We start from the raw sequence: 11,931 nt of genomic DNA, 5'->3' as shown, positions 1-11,931 counted from the left end.
GGTCTCCGCTACGCGAGCGGACCGCCGAAGATGTCGATAGTGCCTTCTTTGAGGGTCACAATGGCACGCTTGGTGTTCTTGCGGGTACCCCATCCGAATTTGGTGCGCTTGCGCTTACCGGCACGGTTGATGGTGTTGATCGATTCGACCTTGACGGAAAAGATTTTCTCCACGGCCAGCTTGATCTCGGTCTTGTTCGAGCGGGGGTCCACCAGGAAGGTGTACTTGCCCTCATCGATCAGGCCGTAGCTTTTTTCCGAAACAACGGGTGCAAGCACGACGTCGCGCGGGTCTTTGATGGTGGCTGCGCTCACTTGGCATCCTCCTCGTTCTTTGCAGCCTTGTCAGCAACGAATGCTTCGTAGGCAGCCTTGGTGAAGACTACGTCGTCAGAAACGAGAACGTCGTAGGTGTTCAGCTGGTCTGCGTACAGAACGTGAACTTCCTCGAGGTTGCGCACAGACAGTGCAGCAACATCGTTGGCGCGCTCAATGACAACGAGCAGGTTCTTGCGCTCGGAGACGCCGCGCAGCGTTGCCAGTGCTTCCTTGGAGGACGGCTTGTCGCCGGCAACCAGGTCAGCAATGACGTGGATGCGTCCGTTACGGGCGCGGTCAGACAGTGCGCCGCGCAGTGCAGCAGCAATCATCTTCTTGGGGGTCCGCTGGCTGTAGTCACGCGGGGTGGGACCGTGGACAACGCCACCGCCGGTCATGTGCGGAGCACGGATCGAGCCCTGACGGGCGCGGCCGGTACCCTTCTGCTTGAACGGCTTGCGGCCTGCACCGGAAACTTCGGCGCGGGTCTTGGTCTTGTGGGTACCCTGGCGAGCAGCAGCGAGCTGTGCAACGACGACCTGGTGCAGCAGCGGCACGTTGGTCTGTACGTCGAAGATCTCTGCAGGCAGGTCAACCTTGACAGTGCTAGTCATTGAACTAGGCTCCCTTCACGGCGGTGCGTACGAGTACGACCTGGCCGCGGGCGCCGGGGACGGCGCCCTTGATCAGGAGCAGCGACTTCTCGACGTCAACCGCGTGAACAGTGAGGTTCAGCGTGGTGTGACGAACGGCGCCCATGCGGCCGGCCATTTTCATGCCCTTGAAGACGCGGCTCGGGGTGGATGCGCCACCGATTGAACCGGGCTTACGGTGGTTCTTGTGGGCACCGTGGGAAGCTCCAACGCCGTGGAAGCCGTGACGCTTCATAACACCGGCGAAGCCCTTACCCTTGGTGGTGCCAATAACGTCGATCTTCTGGCCGGCTTCGAAGAGCTCTACGGAGAGCTCCTGGCCCAGCTCGTAAGAGTCAGCATCTGCAGTGCGCAGTTCGACGACGTGGCGGCGAGGCGTGACGCCTGCCTTTTCAAAGTGACCAGCCAGCGGCTTGGTGACCTTGCGGGGATCGATCTGGCCGTAGCCGATCTGAACGGCGACGTAGCCATCAGTCTCTGCATTGCGCAGCTGGGTGATGACGTTCGAGTCAGCCTGGACAACAGTGACGGGGATGAGCTTGTTGTTCTCGTCCCAGACCTGGGTCATGCCGAGCTTCGTGCCCAGCAGGCCCTTTACGTTACGGGTTGCGGTCATAGTCTCTCAGCACCTCCCTACAGCTTGATTTCGATGTTCACGTCGGCCGGCAGGTCGAGACGCATAAGCGAGTCAACAGCCTTCGGCGTGGGGTCGATGATGTCGATCAGACGCTTGTGCGTGCGCATTTCGAAGTGCTCGCGGCTGTCCTTGTACTTGTGCGGAGAGCGGATAACGCAGTACACGTTCTTCTCCGTAGGCAGCGGCACGGGGCCCACTACCGTTGCGCCTGCGCGCGTGACCGTCTCAACGATCTTCCGTGCTGAAACGTCAATGACCTCGTGGTCGTATGACTTCAGCCGGATGCGGATTTTTTGTCCCGCCATGTCGCCTGACTCTCTTTCAGTAAATGCTGCTCTGTTTACTTACCTGTTGTATGTGGCTGCCGAAGCATTTGAAGTCGTAACTACCACCCGCCGCACAAGCTGAATCCGGAAGAATCCGGGTTCCTCAACCTGCCGGCGTAACCGACCCCCGCGGTCGGGCGTGTCGCACCTTCGAAGCGTGCGAGCCCGCAGTTCCTTGGGGAGTGGGTTATGTTTGGACTTCCACCTGGACCCTGGCACCCGGCATTATCCGGATCGGGACGCGAAGAAGCGCTTGAACAACTCATCTAGTATGCCGGATTTTATGGTCGGATGCGAATCAGGCCGCTGACCGGCCCGCCGCCCCGGCCCCTGTCCCGCTCCCCCGGTCCCCCGGCCGGCCGCCTGACGGGGCAGTCATTGCCTTCGGCAATCTTCGAATGGATGATAGGTGAATGGCCGTGCAAAATGCTGACGCCGTTAACACTGCCTCCGTGCAGGACCTCGCCGGACGCCTCAGGCCCGATTTTACGCTCGGAGTGGCGGCTGCCGCGTTCCAGATCGAAGGCGCCCTGGCCGCTGGCGGCCGAGGGCCTTCAGGCTGGGACGCCTTCGCGGAGAAACCCGGAAGCATCATGAACGGCCATTCGCCCGCCGTCGCCTGCGATCACTACAACCGCGCCACCGAGGACGTCGCCCTCATGAAGGACCTGGGCATCGACTCCTACCGTTTCTCGATCTCGTGGCCGAGGGTCCAGCCCGACGGGCGGGGCGCGTTCAACACACAAGGCCTGGATTTCTATGACCGGCTGGTGGACCAGCTGCTGGCGGCCGGCATCTCCCCCATGGCCACCCTGTACCACTGGGATACGCCGCTCCCCCTCGAGCACAGCGGCGGCTGGATGAACCGGGCCACGGCCGAACGCTTTGCGGAGTACGCCGCCGCGGCGGGAAAGCGGCTCGGCGACCGCGTGGCGCAGTGGGTCACGCTCAACGAGCCCGTGTCCGTGACGCTCAACGGCTACGCGCTGGGCGTGCATGCGCCCGGGCGGGATCTCCTGTTCAACGCACTGCCGTCGGTCCACCACCAGCTGCTGGGCCACGGGCTCGCCGTCCAGGCGCTGCGGGCAGGTGGCGTGACCGGAGGAATCGGCGTCACCAACCTGCATTCCCCGGTGCGCCCGGCATCCCGGAAGCTGACCGACCGGCTGCTGGCCAAGGTGTTTGACCTTGTCTTGAACCGCGTCTACGCGGATCCCATTCTTCTGGGCCGCTATCCGAAGCCGCCCCTGGCCGCCCGGCACTGGTTCAAGTCCTTGTCCAAGGCGTCCGACGACGACCTCCGCCTGATCAGCCAACCGCTGGACTTCTACGGCGTGAACTACTACTACCCGGTGAAGGTCGCCGCCGGGCAGGGCCCGCCTGACACCCCGGCGGGCACGTCCCATGCCATGATGCGGGTGCCGTTCCATCTGGCGGCCTTCCCCGAGTACGCCACCACGGGGTTCGGCTGGCCGGTGGCACCCGAGCACCTGGGCATCCTGCTGCGCGAACTCAAGGACCGGTACGGCGCAGCCCTGCCGCCGCTCTACATCACGGAAAGCGGCGCGAGCTTTCCCGAGCCCGAGCACGTGACCGGCCCCATCGCCGACTCCAGGCGCATCGACTACCTGGCTCATCACCTCGACCAGGCCGTGGCTTCCACCGCACCCGGCGGCATTGCCCATGACGTGGAACTGCTCGGTTACTACGTCTGGACCCTGATGGACAACTTCGAATGGGCGGCCGGGTACTCGCAGCGCTTCGGCCTGGTGCACGTGGACTTCGAAACGCTGAAGCGAACGCCCAAGAAGTCCTTCTACTGGCTGCAGTCCCTTAGCCGGGCCAGGAAAGCCCTGGCCTGAACACAGCGTTATTTGTTCTTGTTGGCCCTGTTGATGCGCTTTGCGCGTTCAATCTCGTTGCGGAAATTCTTCTTCGCCCAGAAGGCGCCAGCCACAACCGCTACGACCACGATCAGGAAAATCAGCCATTCCATGATGTGCCCCTCTCTTTGCTTGCAACGATATCAGGGCAGCGGCTTCGCTATTCCGTGCCGGCGGGCCTGCTGCGGCTGAGCCGCCAAATCGCCAGCGCGATGAGCCCCACGGCGATCAGGGCCAGCAGAACGTACGTGTACTGGCGCATCGCCCACATGATGCAGAGCGTCACTCCGGCGGCACCCCACCACACAAGCATCCGCTCGCCGTAGCCGAGCCCAACCACCAGAAGCGCGGCAAAGAAGGCCAGCACCCACAGCTGCTGGGCCGCATCTCCGCCGAAAATCACCAGGACGCCGCTCACCGAGAGCAGACCGGCGGCCAGGCCCTGATACAGCCGCCCGCCGTCGTGGAGGCCGGCCCGGTACCGCAGCACGCCAAGCACCGCGGCCAGGACGACGTACCACTGCGCCGTCCAGAAGGGATCGGGCCACGAGGAATGCGGCCAGAACGACGCATCGAACCGGTTCCCGTTCAGCTCGGCTGGCCCTGCAGGGAGAGCCCCGCCAAAGAGGGCCGCGCGCTGGACAGCAGCGGTCACCGCCAAGGAACCCAGCTCCGCCGCGAGCCTGCGCGCCCGCACTGGCACCTCGAGCCAAATCACGACGGCGGCCATGGCCACCAGCGCCGCGCCGGCCCAGGATGTTGCGCTGTAGGCCAGTCCCGCCAGACCCGCGACGGCAAGGCCCGGGACTGCCGCGGCGACGAGCGACAGGGAGCGCACGTCCCGGCCGCTCTCCGTTGACGGATCCTGCGCTGAGCGGGCCGGGGCAGGGCGGCCAGCCGGTGCCTGCAGTGCGCGGCGGGCCAATTCAGCCGAGTAGAGTGCGGCCGCCGCGGTTCCGCAGCCTGCAAGCCAGGGCAGGTAGAACCCCCAGGGGCCGGAGACGTCCGCGAAAATCTCGTCAACCGTCATGGTGGCCCCTGCCAGCGCGGCCAGGACGGCCGGCACGTAGAAGCCGGGCAGGCCTTCCACATGGGATGCCGCGAAGCACGCCGCGGCCAGGCCCACCACGGCCGCCCCGGCAATCCAGTCCGCGGCTGGCGGGGCCAGCATGGCCGATGACGTCCCAAAAGAGCCCGCCGCCGCCAGCCACAGCCAGCGGTCAACACCACCCGTATTCCGGTCCCGGCGCAGTATGCCGCTGGCAGTGGCGGCCACGGACAGGCCCAGCAGCAGCACGGCGACGCCTTCATGGCTCAGCACCGGCGCGGACAGCAGCACGGTGGGATCTCCCGACGCCGGAAACCTCAGCAGGGGCCCCAGCGCCACCACGGCGAACAACGCAGCGTACAGCCCCAGGTAAACAGCGCCCCGCGCGGCGAACAGGCGCCCGGCCGCGGCGACGGAAAGCAGCAGCAGAAGGAGGGTCAACAGCAGCACCCAGCGTCCGCCGTCGTCCGCCCCTGATCCCGCCCCGAAGGGCCGCGCAACGTAGGCCAGCGGCAGTGCTGTCTGCCCGGCGAGGGTGACCCATACGGCTGCCTGCTGGAAAGGCACCTCGGCCAGCCGGTGCCGCATGAGCCAGCGGATGACGTGCTGGGCCGCGAAGACGAGCGCGAATGTCACCGCGACAACCGTGGGCGAGGCCGAGACGTCGTAGCTCAGCACCACCGCCAGGGCAGCGGTCAGCACCCGGGCGGCAGCGAAATAGCCGCCCCGCAGAAGCCGGTCCTGCACCGCGGCCACCATCACCGCACTGAACGCCGCGAAGATACCCAGCAGCATCTCGATCCCGGGGAGGCTCTCCCGGCGCAGCAACAGCAGCACCGCAAACGCGGAGGGGGCGAAGGCCACTGCCCATGGGTGGGCCCGCAGAATGTAGCCCGCCGCCGCCGCGCCGCCGGCCAGGAGCAAGGTTGTGAAAGTCACCTGCCACGACCACGCGGCTTCCGACCCGGCCGCCCTGCTGCTCAGCTCGGCGATCATGACAGCCGCCGCCTGCAGGGCAAGGACAGCCGCGGCGTCGGCAAACACATGCCTCGGAACCGGGCCGCGCCACCCTTCCCGGAGGGGAACGATCAGCTGGAGGACGAGTGCCACGGCCAGGACCGTAACGGGCGCCAGCGCTTCCCCGCCCACCAGGACGGGGCCGCCCACCTGCTGAACCTGATGGAACACGGTGAGCGTCAGCACCGTTGCTGACGCCCGGCTCATCCACCAATAGCAGCGCCGGGGCACCGGCCGGGAAGTCCTGGCGGCCGTCGCCGCAACGTAGGCGGTGACCAGCAGGAGCATGGCATTCCCAAGGCCGAAGGAAACGGCGTCGAACGCCAGCGGCGCGGCCACCGCTGCAACGGCCAGCGGCACGGCCTCGGCGACCGACAGTCGCCAGGGCTGCCCGGCTTCCAATCGGGGGAACAGCAACAGGCCAACCGCCAACGACGTGACGAGCTGCGCAGCGATGGCGGTGCCGGCGAGGTGGCCGTCCCCTATCGGCGTGGGGAAGGATTCCTGATGGCCCAGCGTCAGAACTGTCATGGCTGCAACGCCTGCGCCGGTGAAGCAGGCCAGGCTGGTCTCAGGCGTGAGGGTCCGCATGCGCGTCCGGATCAGCACAGCTGTGGCGAGCTGCTGCAGCGCAAGGACCAGGCACAGCGCCAGGACGCCATACGAAGACCGGGCGTCGTTGTCCTCGCCGACGACGGCGGCGGTCAGAACGGGGGCTGCCAGTGTCACGGTGACGCGGGCGGCAAGGACGAAGTGGTGGCGCAGCACTTCCGCGGCAGGGAGTGCACGGACGGCCCAGAAAGCCGCTCCGGCAAGCAGCAGGCCGGTGAGCTGCCACGCTCCGAGCCAGTCCGCCAGCAGCCCACCCATGACCAGCGCTGCGGCCGGGGCCCACTCCGCTTCTCCGCGCAATTTCCAGGCCAGGACTCCGCCGGTGGCCAATGCCAGCAGCGCAGGAGCCCACAGCGGAAGGCTTCCCGCTGCGGGCGCATGTCCGAAGAAGTCGTCCTGGCGTTGCGCCAGCGCAAGGACCACTGTCAACAGAAGCTGCAGCCCAAAGGTGATGAGCGTGTCGAGCCGCCAACCGCGGTGGTGCACGAGGCCGGCGAGCCGCGCCGGTAGCCGCCCGGCAGCCAGGGCCGCCAACAGCACCTGGACGGACAACGCCACGACGGCGGCGGCGATGGCGGCGCTCCCCCGGTCAGTCAGCTCCCAGACGGCGGCGGCTGCCGCTAGGGTCAGGCTGGCCCGGGCGGCGATGAACTGCGGCCGGCGGAACATAGCTCCCGGCATCATGGAGATCACGACGAAATAGCATCCGCACATGGCCATGATCCGGGCGTAGTCACCGCGTCCCAGCACCAGCGGCACCAGGGTGGCAGCCACGGCGACGGCCGGGACGATAAACGGATGCAGCTCAGCAAGCGGCCTGACGTAGACCGGCGGCACCCACTTCGGCCTATGGATGGCCAGCACCGTGAAGCAGACAGCCACCCCTATCAGTGCCGTGAAGTACCAGAGGAGCGCTCCGCCAAGAACCGACACTCCGGACCAGGCCGTGGAGACCACGATAGTCATTGACAGATAGACGAGGACACGGCTCTCAAGCCTGACGGCCGCCAGGACATAAGCGGCCGTGCCCACAACCGACGTGACCAGCCACGAAAGGGGGCCATTGTGAACAGCAAGGCTGAACATGGCCAGGCCCGTCACCGGGATAAGTGCCAGGCCGGTTCCGGAGAAGGCGACGGCGGCAGGCTTCAGCCGCGGGGCTTTGGCATGCAACACCAGGCCGGCCGCGTAGAACAGCGCCATGATGGTGCAGGCACCCGCAAAGCGAAGCGGCACGGGCAGCCCGGCACCGATGAACAGAGCACCCGCCGCCACGAGCAGCAAGCTGGCGATGTAGAGCGTGACGTTGATGTTCTGCTGTTCGCGCCGCGCCCGGAGTGCCTGCCGATCGGCCAGTACTTGGGCCTCATCGCGAGCGGGAACAGACGGATACGCGGGCAAAGCGGCGGGCGGAAGCCGGAGCGGGCCGCCCGCCGGCAGCCTCGGCTGGCCGGCAGGCGCCGGGGGTCCGGGGTGGACAGCCTTAGGTTCGGCGCGGGCAGGCGCCGGAGCCTCGGCGCGGGCAGCCGGCGGCTGTCTCTTATACACATCTAGATGTGTATAAGAGACAGACGGTAGGCTGCTGCTGGCTTGACCGGGTCGGCCGGGCGGCCGCGGGCTTCGCCGCGGAACTCGCCAGGGCGTCTCGCCACCCTTGCACATGGCCTGCCCTGAAGCCGGCACGGTATGCCTCGTCCGCGGAATTCCACATGCCGGTGCCTCCAGGAGGGTCATTAACGGCGCAGCCTGCTCCGCACGAATTAATCCAATGAATGGATTAAGCATAGCAAAAAACAGCCCCGCTGCTAGTGCAGCGGGGCTGTTTAGAAGATCATGTCAGGCCGGAGCCGGACATCGACCCATGATCAGCAAGTACTACTTGATGATCTTGGTAACGCGTCCCGAACCAACGGTGCGGCCGCCTTCGCGGATAGCGAAGCCGAGGCCCTCTTCCATGGCGATGGGCTGGATGAGCGCAACGGTCATCTCAGTGTTGTCGCCAGGCATAACCATTTCCGTGCCTTCCGGCAGGGTGATAACGCCGGTTACGTCCGTGGTGCGGAAGTAGAACTGCGGGCGGTAGTTGGAGTAGAACGGGTTGTGACGTCCGCCTTCGTCCTTGGAGAGGATGTAGACGTTAGCCTCGAAGTCGGTGTGCGGGGTGATGGAACCCGGCTTGACGACAACCTGGCCACGCTCTACGTCATCGCGCTTCAGACCGCGGAGCAGGAGGCCACAGTTCTCGCCGGCCCATGCTTCGTCGAGCTGCTTGTGGAACATCTCGATACCGGTGACGGTGGTCTTCTGAACCGGGCGGATACCGACGATCTCAACCTCAGAGTTGATCGCGAGGGTACCGCGCTCGGCGCGACCCGTCACAACGGTGCCACGACCGGTGATGGTGAAGACGTCTTCGATCGGCATCAGGAAGGGCTTGTCACGGTCACGTACGGGGTCCGGAACGGACTCGTCGACTGCTTCCATGAGGTCCTCGACGGACTTGACCCAGACGGGGTCGCCTTCGAGAGCCTTCAGACCGGAAACGCGCACAACCGGAGCGTCGTCGCCATCGAAGCCCTGAGCCGAAAGCAGCTCACGAACTTCCATTTCAACGAGGTCCAGCAGCTCTTCGTCGTCGACCATGTCGGACTTGTTCAGCGCGACCAGCAGGTAGGGAACGCCAACCTGGCGGGCAAGCAGAACGTGCTCGCGGGTCTGAGCCATCGGGCCGTCAGTGGCGGCAACCACGAGGATTGCACCGTCCATCTGTGCAGCACCGGTGATCATGTTCTTGATGTAGTCAGCGTGACCGGGAGCGTCTACGTGTGCGTAGTGGCGCTTCTCGGTCTGGTACTCAACGTGAGAGATGTTGATGGTAATGCCGCGCTGACGCTCTTCGGGAGCAGAGTCAATCGACGCGAAGTCGCGCTGCTCGTTGAGAGTCGGGTACTTGTCGTACAGCACCTTGGAAATGGCGGCCGTCAACGTCGTCTTACCGTGGTCAACGTGACCAATGGTACCGATGTTAACGTGCGGCTTAGTCCGCTCGAACTTTGCCTTTGCCACAGGTTCCTCCTAGAACGTTTTCAAATGACTTACCCTTCGACCGCGCTTGTCGCGGCAGAAACTCCAGTAAGTCTACTTGGGGGGCTTTGGATTGGTGAAATTGCAGATTCAGGAACTAATACTAGTCCCTCGAGCCTGTTCGCACAGACGGCCGGAAACCGGGCTGGCCTGGAACCGGCCGCCTGTACCAGGTGAACTTCCGCTACCGGAAACGCACCCGAGTTTGTCGCTTCGAAAGTCCGGTGGACTATTCGCCGCGGGTCTTCTGGATGATCTCGTCGGCAAAAGCCTTCGGGACCTCGGCGTAGCTGTGGAACGTCATGGAGTACACAGCGCGGCCCTGGGTCTTCGAACGCAGGTCACCGATGTAACCGAACATGCCGGACAGCGGGACGTGAGCACGGATGACCTTGACGCCCTGGGCATCTTCCATCGACTGCATCTGGCCACGGCGAGAGTTGAGGTCACCAATAACTTCACCCATGTATTCCTCAGGGGTGCGGACCTCTACATCCATCAGCGGTTCGAGCAGGATGGGGTTCGCCTTACGTGCGGCTTCCTTGAAAGCCATACGTCCGGCAATCTTGAACGCCATTTCCGAGGAGTCAACATCGTGGTACGCGCCGTCAATCAGCGTCGCCTTGATGCCAACGACCGGGTAACCGGCCAGGACGCCGTCGTTCAGTGCATCCTGGATACCGGCGTCAACCGACGGGATGTACTCGCGCGGGACGCGGCCACCAGTGACCTTGTTCTCGAACTCGTACAGCTCGCCGTCGGAAGTGTCCAGCGGCTCGATCGCAATCTGGATCTTTGCGAACTGGCCCGAACCACCGGTCTGCTTCTTGTGCGTGTAGTCGTGACGCTCTACAGCGCGCTTGATGGTTTCGCGGTAAGCGACCTGCGGCTTGCCAACGTTTGCCTCGACCTTGAACTCGCGGCGCATGCGGTCCACCAGGATGTCCAGGTGGAGCTCGCCCATGCCGGCGATGATGGTCTGGCCGGTGTCTTCGTTGAGGGAGACCTGGAAGGTCGGGTCCTCAGCGGAGAGCTTCTGGATGGCCGTGGAGAGCTTCTCCTGGTCACCCTTGGTGTTCGGTTCGATGGCAACCGAGATCACGGGCTCCGGGAAGCTCATGGACTCGAGGACGATCTGGTTGCTGGAGTCGCACAGGGTGTCGCCCGTGGTGGTGTCCTTCAGACCGATGGCTGCGTAGATGTGGCCGGCGGTAGCGCCCTCAACAGGCATTTCCTTGTTGGCGTGCATCTGGAACAGCTTGCCGATGCGCTCCTTCTTGCCCTTGGTGGAGTTGACCACCTGTGCGCCTGCTTCCACGTGACCGGAGTACACGCGGATGAAGGTGAGCTGACCGAAGAACGGGTGCGCAGCAATCTTGAAGGCCAGAGCCGAGAACGGATCCTCGGATGAGGGCGCGCGGGTCAGTTCCTTCTCTTCGTCGCGAGGATCGTGACCGATCATTGGCGGGACGTCGAGCGGGTTCGGCAGGTAGTCGACAACTGCATCGAGCATCGGCTGAACGCCACGGTTCTTGAACGCGGAACCACAGAAGACCGGGTAGATCTCCGAGTTGATGGTCATCTTGCGGATGCCAGCCTTGAGCTCGTCGATGGAGATCTCTTCGCCCTCAAGGTACTTCTCCATGAGTTCTTCGGAAGCTTCGGCAACGGTCTCGACGAGAGTCGCGCGGTATTCCTCGGCCTGGGCCTTGAGGTCTTCCGGGATCTCGCGGATCTCGTACTTGGCGCCCATGGTGACATCACCCTTGGCGTCGCCCGGCCACACCAGTGCGCGCATGTAAAGCAGGTCCACGACGCCGATGAAGTCGTTCTCGGCACCGATGGGCAGCTGCATGACGAGCGGCTTGGCACCGAGGCGGCCGATGATGGTGTCTACGGTGAAGTAGAAGTCAGCACCGAGCTTGTCCATCTTGTTGACGAAGCAGATACGCGGAACGTTGTACTTGTCAGCCTGACGCCAAACAGTCTCGGACTGCGGCTCAACGCCTTCCTTGCCATCGAATACGGCAACTGCACCGTCGAGGACGCGCAGGGAGCGCTCAACCTCAACCGTGAAGTCCACGTGGCCGGGGGTGTCGATGATGTTGATCTGGTTGTTTTCCCAGAAGCAGGTCACGGCGGCAGACGTGATGGTAATGCCGCGTTCCTTTTCCTGTTCCATCCAGTCGGTGGTCGAAGCGCCGTCGTGCGTTTCGCCGATCTTGTGGTTCACACCTGTGTAGAACAGAATGCGCTCGGTGGTGGTGGTCTTGCCGGCATCGATGTGGGCCATGATGCCGATGTTGCGGACCTTACTAAGGTCTGTAAGCACGTCCTGTGCCACGGTGTCTCCC

10 protein-coding genes are annotated in these 11,931 nt (G+C 64.4%); 1 reads left to right on the top strand and 9 read right to left on the bottom strand.

Features of this window, described 5'->3' with window-relative positions; genetic code table 11:
• Positions 1 to 8 precede the first annotated feature (8 nt).
• The 4 genes from rplW to rpsJ are packed head-to-tail and all read right to left on the bottom strand — an operon-like array spanning position 9 to position 1,912.
• On the bottom strand, positions 9 to 314 hold the full coding sequence (rplW, locus tag B1A87_RS02155; protein WP_011692807.1) for a 50S ribosomal protein L23: 306 nt from the start codon (positions 312 to 314) through the stop codon (positions 9 to 11).
• Positions 311 to 931: a 50S ribosomal protein L4 gene (rplD, locus tag B1A87_RS02150; protein WP_056626641.1), complete on the bottom strand. Its 621-nt coding sequence runs from the start codon at positions 929 to 931 to the stop codon at positions 311 to 313. Before rplD ends, rplW begins: the two co-directional genes overlap by 4 nt.
• A gap of 4 nt (positions 932 to 935) precedes the next feature.
• Entirely contained in the window at positions 936 to 1,586 is a 651-nt protein-coding gene (gene rplC, locus B1A87_RS02145) for a 50S ribosomal protein L3 (protein ID WP_056626643.1), read from the bottom strand.
• Positions 1,587 to 1,603: 17 nt separating this feature from the next.
• Complete coding sequence (gene rpsJ, locus B1A87_RS02140; RefSeq protein ID WP_003803825.1) at positions 1,604 to 1,912, bottom strand: 30S ribosomal protein S10; 309 nt, start codon at positions 1,910 to 1,912, stop codon at positions 1,604 to 1,606.
• 434 nt (positions 1,913 to 2,346) lie between these two features.
• Between rpsJ and B1A87_RS02135 the strand changes: the two genes are divergently transcribed.
• Entirely contained in the window at positions 2,347 to 3,795 is a 1,449-nt protein-coding gene (locus B1A87_RS02135) for a GH1 family beta-glucosidase (protein ID WP_078027239.1), read from the top strand.
• Between the two features lie 8 nt (positions 3,796 to 3,803).
• Here B1A87_RS02135 and B1A87_RS23525 read toward each other — a convergent pair whose 3' ends face one another.
• The 5 genes from B1A87_RS23525 to fusA form a co-directional block, all read right to left on the bottom strand.
• Positions 3,804 to 3,929, bottom strand: a complete 126-nt coding sequence (locus B1A87_RS23525) for a hypothetical protein (protein ID WP_260680601.1) — start codon at positions 3,927 to 3,929, stop codon at positions 3,804 to 3,806.
• 47 nt (positions 3,930 to 3,976) lie between these two features.
• Positions 3,977 to 8,041: a hypothetical protein gene (locus B1A87_RS02130; protein ID WP_144275695.1), complete on the bottom strand. Its 4,065-nt coding sequence runs from the start codon at positions 8,039 to 8,041 to the stop codon at positions 3,977 to 3,979.
• Complete coding sequence (locus B1A87_RS22780) at positions 8,034 to 8,204, bottom strand: hypothetical protein (RefSeq protein ID WP_185982204.1); 171 nt, start codon at positions 8,202 to 8,204, stop codon at positions 8,034 to 8,036. Before B1A87_RS22780 ends, B1A87_RS02130 begins: the two co-directional genes overlap by 8 nt.
• A 164-nt stretch (positions 8,205 to 8,368) precedes the next feature.
• Positions 8,369 to 9,559, bottom strand: coding sequence for an elongation factor Tu (tuf, locus tag B1A87_RS02125; protein ID WP_078027241.1), 1,191 nt, complete (start codon positions 9,557 to 9,559; stop codon positions 8,369 to 8,371).
• Positions 9,560 to 9,806: 247 nt separating this feature from the next.
• Positions 9,807 to 11,921, bottom strand: coding sequence for an elongation factor G (gene fusA / locus B1A87_RS02120; protein ID WP_078027242.1), 2,115 nt, complete (start codon positions 11,919 to 11,921; stop codon positions 9,807 to 9,809).
• Positions 11,922 to 11,931 lie beyond the last annotated feature (10 nt).

This window comes from Arthrobacter sp. KBS0703 (genome assembly GCF_002008315.2).
Taxonomy (GTDB): domain Bacteria; phylum Actinomycetota; class Actinomycetes; order Actinomycetales; family Micrococcaceae; genus Arthrobacter.
The sequence above is the reverse complement of the archived record's forward strand: the minus strand, read 5'-3'. Positions and strand labels throughout refer to the sequence as shown.

Bases quoted from the DNA above. Each gene is read 5' to 3' on its own strand.
- rpsJ (WP_003803825.1), bottom strand. From the start codon at position 1,912: ATGGCGGGACAAAAAATCCGCATCCGGCTGAAGTCATACGACCACGAG.
- rplC (WP_056626643.1), bottom strand. From the start codon at position 1,586: ATGACCGCAACCCGTAACGTAAAGGGCCTGCTGGGCACGAAGCTCGGC.
- B1A87_RS22780 (WP_185982204.1), bottom strand. From the start codon at position 8,204: ATGTGGAATTCCGCGGACGAGGCATACCGTGCCGGCTTCAGGGCAGGC.
- rplD (WP_056626641.1), bottom strand. From the start codon at position 931: ATGACTAGCACTGTCAAGGTTGACCTGCCTGCAGAGATCTTCGACGTA.
- B1A87_RS02135 (WP_078027239.1), top strand. From the start codon at position 2,347: ATGGCCGTGCAAAATGCTGACGCCGTTAACACTGCCTCCGTGCAGGAC.
- B1A87_RS23525 (WP_260680601.1), bottom strand. From the start codon at position 3,929: ATGGAATGGCTGATTTTCCTGATCGTGGTCGTAGCGGTTGTGGCTGGC.